At 52.2% G+C, this 19,478-nt stretch carries 20 protein-coding genes; 12 read left to right on the top strand and 8 right to left on the bottom strand.

The features are described from left to right. Positions 1 to 45 precede the first annotated feature (45 nt). The 5 genes from ihfB to P0Y67_RS09330 all read left to right on the top strand — a co-directional run bounded on the left by ihfB (position 46) and on the right by P0Y67_RS09330 (position 4,149). Entirely contained in the window at positions 46 to 336 is a 291-nt protein-coding gene (gene ihfB / locus P0Y67_RS09350; RefSeq protein ID WP_027253366.1) for an integration host factor subunit beta, read from the top strand. A gap of 129 nt (positions 337 to 465) precedes the next feature. Then, positions 466 to 753, top strand: a complete 288-nt coding sequence (locus tag P0Y67_RS09345; RefSeq protein ID WP_046219696.1) for a LapA family protein — start codon at positions 466 to 468, stop codon at positions 751 to 753. 7 nt (positions 754 to 760) lie between these two features. Further along, complete coding sequence (lapB, locus tag P0Y67_RS09340) at positions 761 to 1,930, top strand: lipopolysaccharide assembly protein LapB (protein ID WP_027253364.1); 1,170 nt, start codon at positions 761 to 763, stop codon at positions 1,928 to 1,930. A gap of 99 nt (positions 1,931 to 2,029) precedes the next feature. Then, positions 2,030 to 2,728, top strand: a complete 699-nt coding sequence (gene pyrF, locus P0Y67_RS09335) for an orotidine-5'-phosphate decarboxylase (RefSeq protein WP_027253363.1) — start codon at positions 2,030 to 2,032, stop codon at positions 2,726 to 2,728. Positions 2,729 to 2,877: 149 nt separating this feature from the next. Further along, on the top strand, positions 2,878 to 4,149 hold the full coding sequence (locus P0Y67_RS09330; protein ID WP_342391665.1) for an MgtC/SapB family protein: 1,272 nt from the start codon (positions 2,878 to 2,880) through the stop codon (positions 4,147 to 4,149). Here P0Y67_RS09330 and P0Y67_RS09325 read toward each other — a convergent pair. The 6 genes from P0Y67_RS09325 to pspF form a co-directional block, all read right to left on the bottom strand. Next, on the bottom strand, positions 4,146 to 4,970 hold the full coding sequence (locus tag P0Y67_RS09325; RefSeq protein WP_342391664.1) for a peptide ABC transporter ATP-binding protein: 825 nt from the start codon (positions 4,968 to 4,970) through the stop codon (positions 4,146 to 4,148). The two genes, P0Y67_RS09330 and P0Y67_RS09325, sit on opposite strands and share 4 nt — an antisense overlap. Further along, entirely contained in the window at positions 4,967 to 5,965 is a 999-nt protein-coding gene (locus tag P0Y67_RS09320; protein WP_120511172.1) for a peptide ABC transporter ATP-binding protein, read from the bottom strand. The genes P0Y67_RS09325 and P0Y67_RS09320 overlap by 4 nt, the downstream gene beginning before the upstream one ends. Further along, on the bottom strand, positions 5,965 to 6,852 hold the full coding sequence (gene sapC, locus P0Y67_RS09315) for a putrescine export ABC transporter permease SapC (protein ID WP_027253359.1): 888 nt from the start codon (positions 6,850 to 6,852) through the stop codon (positions 5,965 to 5,967). Before sapC ends, P0Y67_RS09320 begins: the two co-directional genes overlap by 1 nt. Next, entirely contained in the window at positions 6,839 to 7,801 is a 963-nt protein-coding gene (locus tag P0Y67_RS09310) for an ABC transporter permease (protein WP_342391663.1), read from the bottom strand. Before P0Y67_RS09310 ends, sapC begins: the two co-directional genes overlap by 14 nt. A gap of 3 nt (positions 7,802 to 7,804) precedes the next feature. After that, complete coding sequence (gene sapA / locus P0Y67_RS09305; RefSeq protein WP_342391662.1) at positions 7,805 to 9,424, bottom strand: ABC transporter substrate-binding protein SapA; 1,620 nt, start codon at positions 9,422 to 9,424, stop codon at positions 7,805 to 7,807. Between the two features lie 122 nt (positions 9,425 to 9,546). Beyond that, positions 9,547 to 10,569 (bottom strand): phage shock protein operon transcriptional activator, encoded by a 1,023-nt coding sequence (pspF, locus tag P0Y67_RS09300; protein ID WP_342391661.1) that lies wholly within the window; start codon positions 10,567 to 10,569, stop codon positions 9,547 to 9,549. Positions 10,570 to 10,855: 286 nt separating this feature from the next. Between pspF and pspA the strand changes: the two genes are divergently transcribed. The 6 genes from pspA to tyrR all read left to right on the top strand — a co-directional run bounded on the left by pspA (position 10,856) and on the right by tyrR (position 16,421). Further along, on the top strand, positions 10,856 to 11,521 hold the full coding sequence (gene pspA / locus P0Y67_RS09295; RefSeq protein WP_342391660.1) for a phage shock protein PspA: 666 nt from the start codon (positions 10,856 to 10,858) through the stop codon (positions 11,519 to 11,521). Between the two features lie 21 nt (positions 11,522 to 11,542). Then, entirely contained in the window at positions 11,543 to 11,773 is a 231-nt protein-coding gene (gene pspB / locus P0Y67_RS09290; protein ID WP_027253354.1) for an envelope stress response membrane protein PspB, read from the top strand. Then, entirely contained in the window at positions 11,770 to 12,156 is a 387-nt protein-coding gene (gene pspC, locus P0Y67_RS09285; protein WP_161456179.1) for an envelope stress response membrane protein PspC, read from the top strand. The genes pspB and pspC overlap by 4 nt, the downstream gene beginning before the upstream one ends. A gap of 83 nt (positions 12,157 to 12,239) precedes the next feature. Further along, positions 12,240 to 13,637, top strand: coding sequence for a YcjX family protein (locus P0Y67_RS09280; protein WP_161446849.1), 1,398 nt, complete (start codon positions 12,240 to 12,242; stop codon positions 13,635 to 13,637). Continuing rightward, complete coding sequence (locus tag P0Y67_RS09275; RefSeq protein ID WP_342391659.1) at positions 13,634 to 14,671, top strand: YcjF family protein; 1,038 nt, start codon at positions 13,634 to 13,636, stop codon at positions 14,669 to 14,671. Before P0Y67_RS09280 ends, P0Y67_RS09275 begins: the two co-directional genes overlap by 4 nt. 214 nt (positions 14,672 to 14,885) lie before the next feature. Beyond that, positions 14,886 to 16,421, top strand: a complete 1,536-nt coding sequence (gene tyrR / locus P0Y67_RS09270) for a transcriptional regulator TyrR (protein ID WP_342391658.1) — start codon at positions 14,886 to 14,888, stop codon at positions 16,419 to 16,421. Between the two features lie 42 nt (positions 16,422 to 16,463). On the opposite strand, the gene P0Y67_RS09265 is transcribed toward tyrR, so the two are convergent. Continuing rightward, on the bottom strand, positions 16,464 to 16,949 hold the full coding sequence (locus tag P0Y67_RS09265; protein WP_342391657.1) for a methylated-DNA--[protein]-cysteine S-methyltransferase: 486 nt from the start codon (positions 16,947 to 16,949) through the stop codon (positions 16,464 to 16,466). Between the two features lie 109 nt (positions 16,950 to 17,058). Here P0Y67_RS09265 and rimJ point away from each other — a divergent pair, with 109 nt between their 5' ends. Continuing rightward, positions 17,059 to 17,643 (top strand): ribosomal protein S5-alanine N-acetyltransferase, encoded by a 585-nt coding sequence (gene rimJ / locus P0Y67_RS09260; protein WP_342391656.1) that lies wholly within the window; start codon positions 17,059 to 17,061, stop codon positions 17,641 to 17,643. Positions 17,644 to 17,756: 113 nt separating this feature from the next. On the opposite strand, the gene pyk is transcribed toward rimJ, so the two are convergent. Continuing rightward, on the bottom strand, positions 17,757 to 19,202 hold the full coding sequence (gene pyk / locus P0Y67_RS09255) for a pyruvate kinase (RefSeq protein ID WP_192015336.1): 1,446 nt from the start codon (positions 19,200 to 19,202) through the stop codon (positions 17,757 to 17,759). Positions 19,203 to 19,478 lie beyond the last annotated feature (276 nt).

The raw sequence follows: 19,478 nt of genomic DNA, 5'->3' as shown, positions 1-19,478 counted from the left end.
CTTAACGGTTATACTATTGAGAAACATACTAAAAACGGGGTGATTATGACAAAGTCTGAATTGATCGAAAGGCTGTGCAGCCAACAAACTCATCTTTCTGCCAAACAGGTAGAAGATGCGATCAAGGAAATCCTTGAGCATATGGCAACAACCCTTGCTGAAGGGGACCGCATTGAAATCCGTGGCTTTGGTAGTTTCTCTTTGCATTACCGTGCACCGCGCGTAGGGCGTAACCCGAAAACCGGTGATAAAGTGGAATTGGACGGCAAGTACGTTCCTCACTTTAAACCTGGTAAAGAGTTACGTGACCGCGTGAATGCACCGAATGCAGGATAATCGTATTTAGCACGAAAAAACGGCATGCTGTAAGTATGCCGTTTTTTTATGTCTGTTGATCATGGTCTGATGAGTCGTTTTACTGCATAATCTAATCATCAAGTTTTTGATCTAGTGAGAGGATTCACGATGAAAATAGTAGGCATTATTATCTTGATAGCGTGTTTTTTATTAACGCTGGCGCTGGGTGCGCAGAATCAGGTGATGGTTGACTTCGATTTTCTGATAGCCAAAGGACAATTTCAGCTATCTACGCTTTTAGGTGCAACCTTCGGTATCGGATTTGCAATTGGTTGGTTGATTTGTGGCTCTATGTATCTGAAAGCCCGCTTCACGAAAAATCGTTTAACGAAAAAAGTCGCCAAACAAGAAAAAGAACTAGAGCAGTTGCGTTCTGTAGAGACCGCCAAGGAATAATCACTTCATGCTAGAGCTGTTGTTTCTGTTACTTCCTATTGCCGCAGCATATGGCTGGTACATGGGTAACAGAAGCGCGAGTAATAAGCGGCAGGAAAAGTCTCATCACCTGTCACGCCAATATGTGACAGGCCTGAACCTGCTGCTCTCTGATCAGTCTGATAAAGCTGTCGACCTGTTTATTGAACTATTACAGGTTGATAGTGAAACGATAGATACTCACCTTGCCCTGGGGAACCTGTTCCGTAGCCGGGGTGAAGTTGATCGTGCCATCCGTATTCACCAGAACCTGATTGCCCGCCCGAACCTGACTATTGACCAACGCAACCTGGCATTGCAACAATTGGCCAAAGACTATATGGCCGCCGGGTTCTTCGATCGCGCAGAAAAAATCTTTGAGCAGTTGCTGGACGAGCCTGATCACAGAGAAGGGGCGTTGCAACAGTTACTGACGATTTATCAGCAAACCCGGGAATGGGATAACGCGATCGAAATGGCCAGCCAGCTGGTCAAGATGGGTAAAAATAAGCTCAGGCATGATATCGCACATTTCTGGTGTGAGCTGGCCATGCTGGAGCTGAGCGCGCATAATGCAGAAAAAGCCAAGCAGCTGCTGAAGAAAGCACTGTCTGCCGACAAACACTGTGTACGGGCCTCCATCAGTACCGCCCGGATTCTTATCGCTGAAAAAAATTATAAATCCGCAGCGCAGCACCTGGAAAAAGTTGCCGAGCAGGATGTGGACTACATTAGTGAAACCCTGCCTATGCTGTTGGAGTGCTATGAAGCCACTCACAATGAGGAAGGTTGGATAAAGTATCTTCACCACTGTGTAGACAACCATGCCGGGGCGACCGCTGAATTGATGCTTGCAGATGAAATCGCTCGTCATGAGGGCGCTATCATGGCGCAGACTTTCATGACTCGGCAGCTGCTGCAGAACCCGACGATGAAAGGCTTTTATCAGCTGATGGATTATCATCTTGATGAAGCAGAAGAAGGCCGCGCCAAGGACAGTTTGACCACATTGCGTAGTCTGGTCGGCGAACAGTTGAAAATGAAACCACACTATCGTTGCGGTAAGTGCGGTTTTGAAAGTCATTCACTTTACTGGCAATGCCCGTCCTGCAAAGGGTGGGGGGCAGTGAAACCCATTCGAGGACTGGATGGTGAGTAATGGCGACAAAGAGAATGTAAATTTGAAAGGGCTGATCACCGTGTGTGCTGGCCCTTTCTTTTGAATATAGCTATGCAGAACAGAAGTCTAGGAGAGAGAATGTTAGACCCAAAAGTGATTGTGGCACTGGATTATCCCACTCAGGATGCGGCACTGGCGTTTGTTGATCGCATTGAGCCAGGCAGTTGCCGACTGAAAGTAGGCAAAGAAATGTTTACTCTGTTTGGGCCGGACTTTGTGCGTAAGCTACACGACAAAGGCCATTCCGTCTTTTTGGATCTTAAGTTTCACGATATCCCAAATACCTGCTCCCGCGCGGTGAAAGCGGCGGCCGAACTGGGGGTATGGATGGTGAATGTACACGCCAGTGGTGGTGAGCGCATGATGAGCGCTTCTCGTGAGATCCTTGAACCTTATGGTAAAGACAGACCGCTGTTGATTGCCGTCACTGTGCTGACCAGCATGGAAGCGCAGGATTTGGCCGGGGTGGGGATCTCCTGCTCACCAGAACAACACGTACTGAATCTTGCCACTCTGACCAAGAACAGTGGGCTGGATGGCGTGGTATGTTCAGCGCAGGAAGCCAGCCTGCTGAAGGCCAATCTGGGTGCTGAATTTAAGCTGGTGACGCCGGGAATTCGCCCTGCCGGCAGTGCCGCTGGTGATCAGCGCCGTGTGATGACTCCTGCTGAAGCGGTAAAAGCAGGGTCAGATTATCTGGTCATTGGTCGTCCTATCACTCAGGCTGACGATCCGGCAGCAGTGCTGGCCGAGATCAACCGCTCTCTTCTGGCGTAATTCCCTCTTCATATCCTGCCTCTGTCTTCATCTGGCGGGGGTAGTTCTGTTTTTGTGTCACCCCGCTGCGGCGGGGTGATTTTTTCCAGCACTTTGCCAAGATGTTTCTTACACTTTTACTTGTAAGAACAACAAGATGATAAAGCCGTATGGAGCATGTGCTGGATTGGCAATCTCCACTCTGGCGGTTGGGGATTGCCGTATTGATAGGGGCAATCGTTGGCTTGCAGCGTGGCTGGGTAACCCGTAATCAACAAGAAGGGCAGCGCGTCGCTGGCATTCGGACCTACTCATTGATCGGCTTGCTGGGAGGGCTGATTGGCCTGCTGGCGGGCATTTATTCGGCTGTAATTCTGGGGTTTGCCCTGGTGGCATTAAGCGCGGTGATCACCATCGCTTATCTGTCCAGTCAGCGTTTAGCTGTTAATCTGAGCATTACTGGCTTAATCGGTATTTTGCTGACTTTTCTGCTGGGGTGTCTGGCGGTAAGTGGTCAGCCTGTGGTCGCGGTATCGGCCGCTGTCGTCACGGCGATTATTCTGGATATGAAAGAAGAGCTCCACGCCGCTATTGCCAAGGTGCAGGAGTATGAACTGGATGCCGCCCTCAGGTTGTTGCTGATATCGGTTGTCTTGTTGCCGCTGCTGCCAAATGAAGGCTTTGGTCCCTGGAAAGCCATTAATCCGTTTGAAATATGGTGGCTGGTAGTGCTGATTGCGGCCATTTCGTTCGTCGGCTATTTTGCCATCAGAATCGGCGGCCCGCGAAAAGGGATTCTATTTACCAGTTTATTTGCCGGTCTGAGTTCCTCAACTGCCCTTACGCTGCAATTCTCGAATTTATCTAAGCAGGAAACGGCGCTGTCCCCCCTGCTGGCAAGCGGGATCCTGATCAGCTGCGGCACCATGTTTCCGCGTATTATATTTCTTTGCTCAGTGATTAACGCGAGGCTGGCGGCGATTGTTGCCGTTCCTATGCTGATCATGATGGCGTGTTTTTATCTTCCGGCCATTTGGCTCTGGTTGAGAAACCCCATGGAAGGGTATCAGGCACCTCAGGTTAAACGCAGTCCTCTTGCCTTACCTTCCGCTTTAGCTTTTGGTGTCGTGCTGCTGGTGATTGTGGTTCTGGCTCAGGCGCTGCAGGAATGGTTTGGTGATACGGGCACGTATGTGCTGGCGGCAGTATCAGGGATTACCGATGTTGACGCCATCACGCTGGCCCTTGGGCGTCAAAGTCAAAGCCAGCTCAGCATCCAGACCGCGGGTTTCGCTATCGTCCTTGCCGCTAGTGTGAACAGTCTGGTGAAGATGCTGATGGCCTGTTTCGTCGGCAGCCGTACGTTGGCCAGCTACGTGGTGCTGCCTGTGGTGATATCGCTGTGTGCGGCGACGATATGGGCCTGGCTGGCTCTCAGTTAAACGTGAATTTTCGCCGAGCGGCTGCTGGTCCGGGTGCTGCGATCGTGCGACGGCGCTGTAAAGTGACTGTCCAGCAGCTTCTGAGTCAAAGGGTGCTGTGGCGCACTGAACACCTCCTGCGTTGCGCCGGCTTCGACCACTTCTCCTTTTTGCATCACCATCAGCTTATCGCTGAAATGCTTAATCACGCCCATATGCTGAGAAACATAGATGTACGACAGTCCCATTTCCTGCTGGAGATCGAGCAGCAGGTTAATGATCTGAGAGCGTACCGACATGTCCAGTCCATTGAGTGCTTCGTCCGCCACGATAATACAAGGCTGCAGAATCAGCGCACGAGCCAGTGATACCCGTTGTTTCTGGCCGGTTGCCAGCATTTGCGGGTAGAAATAGGCATGTTCCGGCAGCAAACCAACGCGCAGCAAAGTGGCTTTGATACGATTCTCGCGCTCCTGCGGTGTCATACTGGTGTTACGTTTCAGCGGCCCTTCCAGGATCTGACCAATTTGAATCCTTGGATTCAGCGAGGTATTCGGATCCTGGAATATCATGCGAATCAGCTTACAGCGGGTTTTGTAATCTTCGAAAGCCAATGGTTCGTCGTTGACCCGGATTTCACCGCCCGAGGGGGCGACAACGCCAGCCAGCATCTTAGCCAGCGTCGATTTACCTGAGCCGTTTTCACCGATCAGAGCCAGGGTTTCACCCACCTCCAGGTTAAAAGACACAGGTTTGACGGCTTCTGTGCTGCGGCGGCGGAAAAAGCCGGAACGGTGGTGGTATTCTTTTCTCAGGTCGGTCACTTCCAACAGGGCACTCATGATTTTGGCTCCGGCATATTCAGCGGGAAATGGCAGCTGTATTTATGGTTTTTGACTTTTTTACGCTTAGGGATTTCCACACACTTACGCTGTGCATAGGGACAGCGCGGTCCCAGCCGGCAACCGATAGGCAAATGCTGTAATGGCGGGATCGAGCCGGGCAGCGTGGTGAGTTTGCTCTTATGCGGAATATCCTGGCTGAAATCCGGCATGGCCTGCAGTAAGGCGATCGTATAAGGGTGGTGCGGTGTGGTCAGTAACTGCTTACGGCTGCCGGATTCAACCGCCTGTCCGCAGTACATCACAGTGATGCGGTCGGCCCACTGGGTGACAGTTGTCAGATCGTGACTGACCAGCAGTATAGTGGTGTTATTGAGCTGGTTCATCCGGCTCAGCAGACGGAAAATCTGCGCCTGTGTGATGGGATCCAGATCGTTGGTCGGCTCATCGGCAATCAATAGCCGAGGCCGGTTGGCAATGGCCATCGCTATCATGATTTTCTGGCACTCACCGTCAGTCAGCTGATAGGGATAACTGTTCATCACCCGTTTATGATCTTTTATGCCTACCTTGTGCAGCAGGGCAATCGCCTGCTTCTGGCGCCAGTGGAAGCGCTGCCAGAAGGTGCCATTGAAAGAGCTGCGCGGAATGGCTTCTTCCAATTGCTGACCCACATGCTCAGAGGGGTCAAGACAGGAAGAGGGTTCCTGAAAGATCATCGCAATTTCGCGGCCCACCACTTTGCGGCGTTCGCGCGGAGACAGTGCCTGGAGATCAATATCGCCAAGGCGTAAACGGTCGGCACTGACCCGCCAGTTGTCTTTAGTGACACCGGCGATGGCCTTAGCGACCAGACTCTTACCTGACCCTGATTCGCCAACCAGTCCGCGTATCTCACCTTCGTTCAGTGTCAGGCTCATACGCTCAACGGCTTTGACCATGCCTTGAGGCGTTTCAATTTCAATGGTGAGGTTTCGTATATCGAGCAGTGGCATCAGTCGACTCCTGCATTAATTGCCTGACGGAGACCTTCTCCTACTAAGTTTACCACTAAGATGCTGAAGGTGATGGCCAGGCCGGGCAGGGTCACTGTCCAGGGTGCCAGATAGATTAATTCGATGGAATCACCCAGCATGGCGCCCCATTCCGGTGACGGAGACTGCGCGCCCAGTCCCAGAAAGCCCAGCGCCGCGATATCTATCATGGCGATAGAGATCGCCCGGGTCAGCTCGCTGATAATAACGGGCTGAATATTCGGCAAAATAGAGTAGTACAGCAGATAGAAACTGTTCGCACCGTCTAACCGCGCTGCAATGATGTACTCTTTTTCCATCTCATCGTGGACAGCAGAGTAAATTGCGCGGATAAAACGCGGGATCAGCGCCAGCCAGATTGCCAGCAGAATACTGGTCATGCCGGTACCCATGTAGGCAATAATGATAATGGCCAGCAGCAGCGACGGTATCGACAACACAGTATCAAGTACGTGGTTTAGGATACTGGATTTGAGCCCGCGGGTCATACCTGCCAGTACGCCGATGACTATGCCCAGGATCGCCGAAGCCAGCGCCACGAGCAGCGCGTAGCCAAAGGTCAGCTGGCTTCCCAGCAGAATTCGGGTGAAGAGATCGCGGCCCAGATCATCGGTGCCGAAGAAAAATTCCACATGGCCGCTGGCGTCCCAGGAGGGGGGCATCAGAAACTCGCCCACTTGCTCTCCCGGCCCGTAGGCAACCATTAGCGGGGCGAAGATCGTTATCAGCAGCAGAAAGCCAAGGCACCACAGTCCAAACACCGCCAAAGAATTGGCCTGATAATTTTGCCAGGCCCGTTCCCATTGCGTCGGAATCTTATGTTCCTGATAAATATTATTTGATGGCATACCATTCCTTACGGGTCAGTGGGTTCACCATGGCGCCCGCCAGGTCAGAAAGAATGTTTGCGAACAGAATGAATCCACCGACAGTAATCACACCGGCCTGAATGGCCACATAGCTTTGTGTGGCAATGGCGTCCAGTAACCAGCGACCTATGCCGGGCCAGTTGAAAATGGACTCAGTTAACATGGCAAAGGTCATCATGGTTGAAAACTGCATCCCCAGTTTGGGGATAATGGGCGGAATGGCATTTTTCAGGGCATGCCGGATGATGATCTCCCACATTGACAGCCCTTTGGTTTGCGCAACTTTAATGAAGTTTTGCTGCATGACATCGGCAACAGAAGCACGGGTCAGACGTATTACTTCGGTCGTTGGCGCTATGGCCAGCACTAATGTCGGCAATACCAGATGCCGGATGACATCGATCAGTGCGGCTGAACGGTAGCTCATGTCAGACAGAAACACATCGATCAGGGCAAAACCTGTCACGGAATCAATCTGGTAGAGCAGGTTATAGCGCCCGGCAACAGGCAGCCAGCCCAGCTTGAGCGAGAACAGCATAATAAACAGCATGGCCAGCCAGAATAACGGCAGGGAATAACCCACCAGTGTCAGGGATGAAATGCAGGTATCCACCCAGCGGCCACGTTTGACCCCAGCCAGGGTGCCAAGCGGGATGCCAACAATCAGCGACAGAATAAAGGCGAAAAAACACAGCTCCAGTGTGGCAGGGAACACCTGGAGAATCTCTGACAGAATAGGTTGCCCTTCCTGATTGAGCCCGAGGTTACCCACCATCAGGTTATCGAGATACAGCAGCCAGCCGGGCCAAAATTCGTGAAGATTCCAGTAGCTGGACGGCTCAATACGTAAAATGCTGTAGCCGATCAAGGTGAGTATGAACAGGGTGATCAGAAACAGATTCAATCGGCGAATGGTATAGATAAACATCAGTTATTCGCTCCGGTACACATTAGAGAATGAGCGAGTACCGAACGGACTCAGATGCAGCCCGTGCAGAGATTTATGGTGGATCTGATAATGGATACCGTGTGCCAGCGGAATAATCGGCACTTCATCGCGCAATATTCCCTGAGCGTATTGGTAGTAGTCCATGCGTTGATCCAGCTTAGTGGTGCGTGACGCCAGTTCCAGCAGGTTATCAAACTGAAGGTTGCACCAGTTAGCGACATTCAGGCCAGCCTGTTTGGCGCTGCACGACAGCAGCGGGCGCAGGAAGTTATCCGGATCGCCATTATCCGCCACCCAGCCAGTCAGCGTCAGATCTATGCCTTTCTGGGCCACCGAACCTGGCCGGAGCGGTCTGTCCTGTAACAGTAAGGTGACATCAACCCCCACAGCCCGTAAGTCAGCCTGGATTAACTCGGCCGTTTTACGCGGGCTGGGGTTGTAAGGCCTGGGTTCCATGGGAACGGCAAGGATCAGATGCAGGTTATTGCTGTAGCCTGCCTCTTTCAGCAGTGCCATGGCTGCGTCCGGGTCATAATTGAGGTCTGCCAGATGGTCATCATGTGCCCAGGACATAGGCGGCAGCAATGTTTTGGCCTTGGTGCCCGTGCCGTAATAGACAGAATCGAGCAGGTTTTCACGGTTAATGGCCAGATTGAGCGCCTGACGTACCCGAACATCCTGCAAAGCCGGGATATTATTATTGATGGCCAGAAAAGCAACGTTCATGGCTGTCTGGGCAATCAGTTCGAAGTCCGGGTTATTTTTAATCACAGGTAACTGACTGGCAACCGGCGAGGAGAGCACATCACACTCATGATTGAGCAGCTTGGCCAGGGATCCGGTACCGCGAGAAGAAATATCAAACACCACCTGGTTCATAAAAGGTGCGCCACGCCAGTAAAAAGAATGGCGCTTCAGCCGGATCAAATCATGGGGATGATATTCAGCCAGATAGAAGGGACCAGTGCCTACCGGTTTGGTATCAATGTAATCCGGATGGCCTTCACGCAGCAGCTGATCAGCATATTCTGCCGAATGAATGGCCGCGTACGAACTCGACAGGGTAGACAAAAAGGCATTGTCAGGCCGGGTGAGCGTGAATCTCACTGTGCGGGGATCAAGAACATCAATGCTGTCAATCAGCTGGCCGAATGACTGACTTTCAAACCAGGGATAATGGCCGCCTGAGACAGAATGATAAGGGTGCTTGGGATCGATGACCCGCTTAAAGCTGAATACCACGTCTTCGGCATTAAAGTGCCTCGTGGGTGCGAAATTCGCGGTCTGCTGGAAGCGCACATCTTTTCTGAGAGTGAAGGTGTATTCAAGCCCATCTTCACTAACGCTCCAACTGCTGGCAAGTGCAGGTTGCGGCAAATGACTGATAGGATCAAGCTGGAGCAAACGGTCAAAAACCTGAGCGGCCAGACTGTCTGCAGTATGCCCGCCATCAGTGAGCTGCGGGTTAAAAGTCCAGGGTGTATCCTGGCCACAATAAATAAACCCCCACTGACGTATGGTGCTATCGTGTTGTGGCTGTGAACAGGCCGTCAAACCCAGCAATCCGGCACAGGTGAGCAGCAATCGGAAACAGGCGTTCATAACAACGCTCTTATCTAAATGGTGTCGAGAAAAAACAAGTGGCTAAATTTACCACTTTCCGCGCCAAGCACCAAGGTATCTCCTTCAATATCCAGTGTGTTTTTATCTGAACGTCCTTTTTTCTATTCTTCCTGGTTACTGCCCACCATATTATGTTTGCGCAGTAAACCCCTGAGTTGATGGTAGCTTAATCCCAACAGTTGTGCGGCTTTTCGCTGGTTGTACTTGGCTTGTGCCAGGGCGTGATTGATCAAAGCCACTTCCTGTTCGGTTTGATACTGGCGCAAATCCAGCGGTAACACAGGCTGGGCATTCACTGACTGAGTGCTGTTTTCAGGGTCGCTGTTTGCTTGATCAGAGTCGTTAGCCGACCAGGGTGACTGAAACGGGTCCAGCACAATATGCTGTATTGGCAGATCTTCATTTGACTGACGGAACACGGAACGCTCTACGGTATTTTTCAATTCTCTGACGTTGCCGGGCCATTGGTAAGCCAGTAAAGTGCGCTGGGCCTGCGGACTGAATCCGGCAAAATAGCCGAATCCCATTTCCCGGCACATGCGCACGGCATAGTATTCAGCCAGCGGCATAATATCTTCCTGGCGTTCACGAAGCGGCGGCAGATGTATGATATCGAAGGCGAGTCTGTCCAGCAGATCCGCTCTGAATTGGCCGGCTTCGGCCATCGCCGGCAGATCGGCATTGGTGGCACAAATCAAACGGACATTGGCCTGGCAGGTTTTGCTTCCTCCCACCCGTTCGTATTCCCCGTATTCAATGACACGCAGCAGTTTTTCCTGAATCCCCATCGGAGAGGTGGCCAGCTCATCGAGAAACAGCGTGCCCCCTTCTGCCCGCTCAAACCTGCCCTGATGGCGGCCCTTCGCGCCGGTAAAGGAGCCGGCTTCATGGCCGAATAACTCAGAGTCTATGATGCCGTCACTCAGTGCGGCACAGTTTAACGACACCAGGGGCTGATCCCAGCGCTTTGATAAATAGTGGATACGCTGGGCAATCAGCTCTTTACCTGTCCCGCGTTCACCGAGAATCAGTAAAGGGCGCTCAAGCGGCGCCAGACGGGAGGCATGATCCAGGGCAGCAAGGAAGGGTTCAGATTCACCGATCAGATTGTCTGTTTTTTGCATCAGGTTATCCGTTACTGTGTAGAAAATGAAGATATGCCCAACTGGCGCGAGGTTGCCGGGAGGCACAACACTGGTGTGGTGAATTTCACCAACTCTTGGTGTAAACAATCATAAGATAGCAGTGAAAATCTGTATCCGCAAAGGTAAATATCTGAAATTACGGCTTTTTAAAAGTTGGCACGGCTCTTGTAATAAGAGTTACAGGCAGATTGCTATCTGGTGAAATGACATATCACAATGCTTGCAACCCGACAGGTGTGGTTGCAGCGATGAAAGGAGAGACATAATGGGTATTTTTTCTCGCTTTGCGGACATTGTAAACGCCAACGTGAATTCGCTGTTGGACAAAGCTGAAGATCCGCAAAAAATGATCCGCCTGATCATTCAGGAAATGGAAGACACGCTGGTGGAAGTCCGTACTTCTTCGGCCAAAGCGATGGCAGATAAAAAAGAGCTGTATCGTCGTATCAACAGCCTGCAGTCACAGTCTGAAGACTGGCAGAGCAAAGCCACACTGGCGCTGCAGAAGAGCCGTGAAGATCTGGCGCGCGCTGCGCTGATTGAAAAACAAAAAATCAGCGATGTGGTACTGACGCTGCAGGAAGAATATAAGCTGGTGGAAGAGACCATCGAAAAGCTGGCAACCGAAGTGGCTGAACTGGAGCGTAAGCTGCAGGAAACCCGCGCCCGGCAGCAAAGTCTGGTGGTGCGTCACCAGGCTGCCGATAATCGTCGTGAAGTCCGCCGCCAACTCGATACCGGTAAAGTGGAAGAAGCTTTGTCTAAATTCGAGCAGTACGAACGCCGTATCGATGAAATGGAAGCAGAAGCCGACAGCTATAATATAGGCCGGGGCAAAAGCCTGGAGCAGGAATTTGCTGATCTGCAGGCGCAGGATGACATTGAAAAAGAGCTGGAACGCCTGAAAGCGGGCATGAAAGACAAAGAATAACGCCTCAGAAGGAGAGTGTGCATGTCCATGGGATTTATTGTAGGGCCGTTGATTGTCTTTCTGGTGTTTGTTGCGCCACTGTGGCTGATTTTACACTACCGCAGTAAGCGTCAGACGGCACAGGGGCTGTCAGGTGAAGATACTGACAAATTACAAGGGCTGGTGGTCCGTGCTGAGCAAATGCAGCAGCGTATTGTGACACTGGAAAAAATACTTGATGCAGAAGCGCCACACTGGAGGCAGAAGCCATGACGAAAACCTTATACCGTGATCCGAAGAACGGCAAGCTGGGCGGGGTTTGCGCCGGGATTGCCGAATACTTCGGGGTGGAGGCCTGGGTCGTCCGTATTCTGACCGTGTCTGCCTTTCTGCTGGGTATCGGGTTCTTTGTGACGCTGGCGTATATTGCAGCTTGTCTGTTTCTCGACAAGATGCCGGAAGAGCGTCAGATTCAGCAGCATGCTTATAAAGAGCACACAGTGAAACAAAAACCCTGGCAGTCGGGACAGTCGCCGTCGCAGCTATTGGATAATATTGAAAATGAGTTTGATGAGATGGAAGGCAAGCTCCGCGACATGGAAGCCTATGTCACCTCATCGGCATTCAATGTAGAAAAAGCGTTCAAACAGCTTTAATTTATCGGTCAAGTGTTACGAAAAGCAGGCAGTGGCCTGCTTTTCTGTTGCGTATCAGCCAATAACAACCAAAAGGGCAGGATATGATTCATTTGGGGCAAGAGCTCAACAAACTGGTAAACCGTGGCCTGGACAGGCATGTGCGTCTGGCGGTGACAGGATTGTCCCGAGCCGGTAAAACGGCCTTTATTACGTCGCTGGTCAATCAGCTGCAGCATGTCAGCACCAACCCGCGGCTGCCACTGTTTCCGGCCGTCAGTGACGGTCATCTGCTGGGCGCCCGTCGTGTGCCGCAGGTTGATATGCACGTACCGGCTTTTGGTTACGAAGAAGGTATGCAGGCTTTGCTGCAATCGCCCCCGCACTGGCCGGAACCGACCCGGGATGTCAGTCAGATCCGTATGGCGCTGCGCTTTAAACCGCAGAAAGGCCCGTTAAAACTGCTGCAGGATACTGCCACCCTGTATCTGGATATCATTGACTATCCCGGTGAGTGGCTGCTGGATTTGCCTTTGCTGGAAATGGATTACCTGGCCTGGTCAAAACAGCAGGCTCGGTTGATGACTGGCCGCCGTCAACAGCTGGCCAGTGACTGGCTTGCCGCAGGCGAGACACTGGATCCCTTCGCGCCGGCAGACGAACAAGCATTGGCGCGCCTGGCGGCGACCTTCACCGATTATCTGTTCAAGTGTAAAGCGGAAGCCGGGTTGCACTGGGTTCAACCGGGACGTTTTGTGTTACCCGGTGAGCTGGCCGGGGCACCGGTGTTGCAGTTTTTCCCGTTTATGTGGCTGGAAAAATACACCGAAGCCCAGTTAAATGAAGCGGGTGACGACACCAATATCGGCGTGCTGAAACGCCGCTACAAGTATTATCAGCAGCACGTGGTGAAAGGCTTTTACCGGGAGCACTTTTCCCGTTTCGACCGACAGATCATTCTGGTCGATTGCCTGCAACCGCTCAATGCCGGCCGCGAATCGTTTAATGATATGCGCCATGCACTCAATCAGCTGATGCAGAGTTTTCATTACGGCAGAAGCTCCTTGCTACGCCGCTTGTTTTCGCCTCGTATTGATAAAGTGTTGTTTGCGGCGACCAAGGCCGATCACATTACCCCGGAGCAACATCCGAACCTGGTCAGCCTGTTACAGCAAATGGTCAATGAAGCCTGGCAAACGGCTTCCTTTGAGGGCATTAACATGAGCTGTACCAGTCTGGCCGCCATTCAGGCCACGGAGCCGGGCTTTGTGGATCATCAGGGCAAGCAGGTGCCGGCACTGCGGGGGCATACCTTGTCAGGACAGGCACAGACAGTGTTTCCCGGCGAAGTGCCGCGCAGGCTGCCGGATGATGCCTTCTGGCAGGCGCAGGGGTTTGACTTTGTCAGTTTCCGTCCGCTGCCACAACAAAGCGATGAACCCTTGCCGCACATTCGTATGGATAAAACATTGGCGTTTTTGCTGGGAGATAAACTGCGATGACGAAGCCGTATCAAAGCAAAATTGTGTTTGATGAGCAGGAAACCGAGCCGTCAGGCCCGGATCTGAAAAGCCGGCTGGAATTTGCCGGGCAGGACAGCTTTTTGCCCGCCGCAGACGAAGAGGAATCTGACTCGCAGGCCGAAGCGCAATTGGAGAAAACGCTGGGAAAATCGTCTTCCCGGGGGCGCTGGCTGAAAACCTTGCTGCTGGGCGGCATCGGACTGACGGTGTGGCAGAGCGTTGATTATGTTGCCAGCGCCTATCTGAGCGGTGACTGGCTGTCGCTGGGCTGGAGCGTGCTGGTGGCCTCGGTGGCTGCAACGGGTATCGGTGTGCTTGGCCGTGAATGGCTCAGGCTGCGCCGCCTCAAAGATCGCCAGACAGAACGCGAGCAGGCTGAAATGTTACTGGCCGCCGAGGGCATCGGGCAGGGGAAAGCGTTTTGTATCCGCCTGGCCAAGCAAGGTGCAATTTCGGCTGAGAACCCGGGTTACAGCCGCTGGCAGGCGTCTTTGGCGGCAACGCACAATGATGCGGAAGTGCTGGCCATGTATGACCAGCTGGTACTCAGCCAGCAGGACAAACAGGCCAAAAAGCTGGTGGTGAAATATGCGCGGGAAGCCGCCCTGATGGTCGCGGTCAGCCCGCTCGCGATTGCTGATGTGTTACTGGTCGCCTGGCGGAATTTTCGTCTGATTGATCAGATAGCGGCAGTCTATGGTATCGAACTGGGTTACTGGTCACGTATTCAGTTGTTCAAGCTGGTATTGAAAAATATGGCCATAGCCGGTGCCAGTGAGCTGATCACCGACAGCAGCATGGATATCTTGTCTGTGCATCTTGCCGGTCGACTGTCTGCCAGGGCCGCGCAAGGCCTGGGGGTGGGCCTGCTAACGGGCCGTCTTGGCCTGAAAGCCATGAATTTGATGCGCCCGTTACCCTGGCAGCCGGAACAAGCCCCGGCGCTGAGTGATATTCGTCGTGATTTGCTCAGCCGGCTGGGCGGGGATAAAGCAGAAACATCCGCAGACTGATACGCGGAAATACAACGACCAGCCATAAAGCGCTGGTCGTTTTTTATCCGATTAACGGCACTCAGAAACAAAAAGTATTTTCTGCTGCCATTTCATCACGATATAGCTCTCACCTTCGGGCATTGCCGTCTTGACGACACACCGACTTCCGCGCACACTTCTTTTCGTGTCACGAATTGTTGACAGTTTTGTCTGGAGCGAAAAGGCAACCACTATGAGACTACAAGTCTTTTGTGTCGATCGGCTTGGGATGACCCGTGAACTGCTGGATATTCTGGCGAGCCGGGAACTGGATCTGCGGGGAATCGAAATCGACCGCAGCGGTATTATTTATCTCAATTGTCCGGAAATCGAATTTGAAGAGTTTCGTCAGTTAATGTTTCAAATCCGTCAGTTAGACGGAGTGACGGATGTGCGTAAAATACAGTTCATGCCGAGCGAGCGTGAACACAAAGAATTGAAAGCTTTGCTGGAAGCGCTGCCGGATCCCTTTTTCTCTGTCAATTTGCAGGGCAAAATCGATCTGGCCAATCAGCCGGCGGAGCAGTTATTAGGCAAAACCCGCGAAGCTGTGCTGGGAGAAACCGTTCACAGTGTGCTGGGTTTCAACTTCCATCGCTGGCTGGAGAAAGACAGCGCCAGGCATTACAGCGAAATGGTGGTGTTGTCCGGCCTGGATTATCTGATGGAAGTCATGCCGGTCTACGTGGCCGATGAATCCGATAATGAAGTGCTGGCCAGTGCGGTGATTTTGCTGAAATCCCTGTCGGAAGCCAAAATGCCGCTGGCGATGCGCAAGATCAGCGGTGACAATGGTTTTGAACATCTGGTCGGGCAGTCTTCCCGTTTCCGGCATTTGATTGCGCAGGCGAAAAAACTGGCCCTGCTCGATGCGCCTTTGCTGATCCAGGGTGAAACCGGGACAGGTAAAGAAATGCTGGCCAGAGCCTGTCACCAGCGTTCACTGCGCCGGGAAAAACCATTCCTGCTGGTCAATTGCGTGTCTATGCCGGATAACGCCGCCGAAACCGAGTTGTTCGGGGTGGCCGGTACCGGTGGTGAATCCGGTAAGAAAGGCATTTTCGAACAGGCCAGCGGCGGTACGGTGTTCCTGTATGAGATTGGCGAGATGTCCTCTCATTTGCAGGTGAAACTGTTACGCTTCCTGCAGGATGGCACTTTCCGCCGGGTTGGTGAAGAGAAAGAAGTGCGGGTCGATGTCCGGGTTATTTGCTCCACACAGAAGCGATTGCCGGATCTGGTTGCTGCGGGGCAATTCCGTGAAGATTTGTACTACCGTCTGAATGTGTTATCTCTGGTGGTTCCGCCGTTGCGGGAACGTGCGGCAGATATAGTGCCACTGGCTGAGCTTTTTGTGTCTCAGTTTGCCCAGGAGCTGCAGCAGGCGAAACCTGCGATGTCAGATAAACTGTCCCAGATGCTGAGCCAGTATGCGTGGCCGGGCAATATCCGCCAGCTGCGCAATGTCCTGTTCCGGGCCATGACGCAGCTGGAAAGCGCCGAAATGACGGTCGATGATATTCAGCTGCCAGAGAATGAGTCGGCCAGCGTGATCAACGAAGAGACACTGGATGGCTCGCTGGATGACATCATGAAGCGCTATGAAACCGGCATCCTGACAAACCTGTACCGGAGTTACCCTTCTACGCGTAAATTGGCAAAACGATTAGGGGTGTCTCACACCGCAGTGGCGAATAAATTACGCGAGTATGGTATCAGTAAGCCGTAACCTGCTGGCTGTGCCACGTTAATCACCCGGAAGGCCGCTTTGCTAAAGTGGCCTGAGTTTAGGCTGGATGTGACCTTTTTCAAGGGCCCGTAACAGGTTGATCAAATCCAGCCCGAAACGGCAGCTGATTCTCGGGTTCTGGCAGATCACGCGGTGACAGGGTATGAGTATAGGGATGGGATTCACATTCTTTGCCAGTGCCACCGCCTTATGGGCTTGTTTATTGCCGAGCTGGACAGCCAGTTCCTGACTGGTGCGTGTTTCGCCATAGGGGATGGTCTGGATAGCCTGCCAGACCTGATGCTGAAAAGCTGTGCCATCGGGCGCTAAGCGCAGTGAAAATTGCTGACGCTGGCCTTCCAGGTATTGCTTGAGCTGAAGGGTGTACTCTTGTAATTTTTTAGGGTGATGAATCCAGCAGGGGGGAGGTTGATAGCCGTCACTGGCAATGGTGATCAGTTTCAGTCCCTGGTCGTTGGCCTGCAGATAAATCAGACCAAGCTCAGTATTGATCAGGTCGTAGTACATAGTTGCCTTCACCGGTCAGAGAGTCTTAACGGCTACCTTCAGCCAGGCACAGAGGACCGCCTCAAATGCCGGTAGCGTTAAAGTGAAAGTATAGTATGCAGAGGTCAGCTTGTTTCATTCAATCATGCAGCGTTCATCAACCTTGAAAGTTGATGGACTGACAGTGCGTCTGGTGACAAATAAAGATGCGCGTCAGATAGCGTCCTATTATCAGCGCAACAAACAATTTCTCCAGCCTTGGGAACCGCTTCGGGATCCGGCCTTCTTTACTGTGGAAGGCTGGGAACGCCGTCTGACCCAATTGGCAGAACTTCATAAACACCAGCTGGCGTATTATTTTGTTATCTTCATGGAAGGCTCAGAAGAAGTCTGCGGCGTGATTAATTTCAGTAACCTGGTACGCCACCCTTTTTACGCCTGCCATGTCGGTTATTCACTGGATGAAAAATGTCAGGGCAAAGGCATTATGCGGCGGGCGTTGAATGCTGCCATCCGCTGGATGTTTGACGTGCAGCAGTTTCATCGGGTGATGGCGGCTTATATACCGCGCAATAAGCGCAGTGCGGCAGTACTGAAATCGGCGGGTTTCGAGCAGGAAGGGGTTGCCCGTGAATACTTGTTGATTAATGGGCGCTGGGAAGATCATATACTGACGGCCCGTATTAACCCGGACTGGTCGCAACCTTCGCAGTAACGGTTTGAAGGGCACATTGACTGTGGGCCGGTAAAACGGAAATAAAAAAGCTTGCGTTTACTGTATGCTCAGTACCGCAAGCTTTTTTCATTTTAGCGTGTTGCTCTGATTTATCAGTCGACAGTCAGGATACGCATGTTGTTGGTACTGCCGACAGTGTCCATGATGTCACCTTGCGTGATAATCACCAGATCGCCTGTTTTCAGCAGATTCAGCTCTTTCAGATCGTGAATGGCATGTTTGGCAACATCCAGACCTGCGTCACCGGCACGGTCGAAAAAGACGGGTGTGACACCACGGTACAGTGCGGCGCGATTGAGTGTCTGCTCATTGCGCGACAACGCAAAGATTGGCAGGCCGGATGAAATACGCGACATCATCAGCGGCGTACGACCGGATTCGGTCAGGGTGATCATGGCAGTGACACCGACCATGTGGTTGGCGGCATACATGGTTGACATCGCAATGGTTTCTTCCGGGGTATCAAAGGTGCGGTCCATGCGGTGAGAAGACACGTTCACACTGTGCTCTTTCTCGGCACCCAGACACACGCTGGCCATGGCTTTGACTGTCTCAACCGGATAATCACCTGCAGCGGTTTCAGCCGATAGCATTACCGCATCCGTACCGTCGAGTACGGCGTTAGCCACGTCCATCACCTCAGCACGGGTTGGCATCGGGCTGGTGATCATGGATTCCATCATCTGAGTGGCAGTAATGACAGTACGGTTCAGGCTGCGGGCGCGGCGGATCAGTTTCTTTTGCACGCCTATCAGTTCCGGGTCACCGATTTCCACACCCAGGTCACCACGGGCAACCATCACAGCGTCTGAGGCCATGATAATATCGTCCATGGCTTCTTCACTGGCAACCGCTTCAGCACGCTCTACTTTAGCGACCAGACGGGCATTCAGGCCAGCATCGGTTGCCAGGCGGCGCGCATAGTGCATGTCTTCGCCATTGCGGGGAAATGAAACCGCCAGATAATCCACATTCATGGCCGCTGCCGTGATGATATCGGCTTTGTCTTTTTCAGTCAGGGCTTCGGCGGACAGGCCACCCCCTTTCTTGTTGATGCCCTTGTTATTGGATAACGGGCCGCCAACAGTCACTTTTGTGTGTACTTTGTTGCCTTCAACATGCGTCACTTCTAGCTGCACACGGCCATCGTCAAGCAGCAGTAAGTCGCCAGGACTGACATCTTTTGGCAGCTCTTTATAATCCAGACCAACAGCTTGCTGATTGCCTTCGCCTTTAGGCAAGTCGCTGTCGAGGGTGAAAGTGTCACCGATAGCCAGCTTGATTTTGCTGTCTTTGAAGGTAGAAATTCGGATTTTCGGGCCTTGCAGATCGCCAAGTATAGCGACGTGGCGGCCAAGTTTAGCAGCGATTTCACGGACTTGTTTCGTGCGTTGAATGTGATCGTCAGGGCTGCCGTGCGAAAAGTTCATGCGTACCACGTTGGCGCCGGCCGCAATAATGGCTTCGAGGTTGTTGTCGCGATCGGTAGCAGGGCCGAGTGTAGTTACGATTTTGGTACGTCTTAACCTTTGAGACATGAAGCTCTCCATATAGTCGAAAGGATACGATGAGATGGGTTATAACTTGGGTATATAGTGTTAGCATTATCTGTAATTATATTACAGGTGCTTGTAGTAAAAAGGCGACATAGGACAATGAATTGACGACTTTGTAATCCGTGTTGGTCGTTTTCATTCTCAGCTAAGCGGGTATTATTGTCCGTTTTAAACGCAGAGGGAATACTGAGGATATAAAAAAGCATGGCTATATCACCATGCTTTGATGTTTTTCCACCCTGACAATCATGAAGGGAT

It is taken from the genome of Photobacterium sp. SP02, from assembly GCF_038519165.1.
GTDB classification, from domain to species: domain Bacteria; phylum Pseudomonadota; class Gammaproteobacteria; order Enterobacterales; family Vibrionaceae; genus Photobacterium; species Photobacterium halotolerans.
This window is presented reverse-complemented; position numbering and strand designations above follow the sequence as displayed.

Coding starts and splice junctions, on each gene's coding strand:
- pspC (WP_161456179.1), top strand. CDS start 11,770: ATGACGAAAACCTTATACCGTGATCCGAAGAACGGCAAGCTGGGCGGG.
- sapC (WP_027253359.1), bottom strand. CDS start 6,852: ATGCCATCAAATAATATTTATCAGGAACATAAGATTCCGACGCAATGG.
- pspB (WP_027253354.1), top strand. CDS start 11,543: ATGTCCATGGGATTTATTGTAGGGCCGTTGATTGTCTTTCTGGTGTTT.
- P0Y67_RS09280 (WP_161446849.1), top strand. CDS start 12,240: ATGATTCATTTGGGGCAAGAGCTCAACAAACTGGTAAACCGTGGCCTG.
- tyrR (WP_342391658.1), top strand. CDS start 14,886: ATGAGACTACAAGTCTTTTGTGTCGATCGGCTTGGGATGACCCGTGAA.
- sapA (WP_342391662.1), bottom strand. CDS start 9,424: ATGAACGCCTGTTTCCGATTGCTGCTCACCTGTGCCGGATTGCTGGGT.
- P0Y67_RS09345 (WP_046219696.1), top strand. CDS start 466: ATGAAAATAGTAGGCATTATTATCTTGATAGCGTGTTTTTTATTAACG.
- pyk (WP_192015336.1), bottom strand. CDS start 19,202: ATGTCTCAAAGGTTAAGACGTACCAAAATCGTAACTACACTCGGCCCT.
- P0Y67_RS09310 (WP_342391663.1), bottom strand. CDS start 7,801: ATGTTTATCTATACCATTCGCCGATTGAATCTGTTTCTGATCACCCTG.
- ihfB (WP_027253366.1), top strand. CDS start 46: ATGACAAAGTCTGAATTGATCGAAAGGCTGTGCAGCCAACAAACTCAT.
- lapB (WP_027253364.1), top strand. CDS start 761: ATGCTAGAGCTGTTGTTTCTGTTACTTCCTATTGCCGCAGCATATGGC.
- P0Y67_RS09265 (WP_342391657.1), bottom strand. CDS start 16,949: ATGTACTACGACCTGATCAATACTGAGCTTGGTCTGATTTATCTGCAG.
- P0Y67_RS09330 (WP_342391665.1), top strand. CDS start 2,878: ATGGAGCATGTGCTGGATTGGCAATCTCCACTCTGGCGGTTGGGGATT.
- P0Y67_RS09275 (WP_342391659.1), top strand. CDS start 13,634: ATGACGAAGCCGTATCAAAGCAAAATTGTGTTTGATGAGCAGGAAACC.
- pyrF (WP_027253363.1), top strand. CDS start 2,030: ATGTTAGACCCAAAAGTGATTGTGGCACTGGATTATCCCACTCAGGAT.
- P0Y67_RS09320 (WP_120511172.1), bottom strand. CDS start 5,965: ATGCCACTGCTCGATATACGAAACCTCACCATTGAAATTGAAACGCCT.
- P0Y67_RS09325 (WP_342391664.1), bottom strand. CDS start 4,970: ATGAGTGCCCTGTTGGAAGTGACCGACCTGAGAAAAGAATACCACCAC.
- pspA (WP_342391660.1), top strand. CDS start 10,856: ATGGGTATTTTTTCTCGCTTTGCGGACATTGTAAACGCCAACGTGAAT.
- pspF (WP_342391661.1), bottom strand. CDS start 10,569: ATGCAAAAAACAGACAATCTGATCGGTGAATCTGAACCCTTCCTTGCT.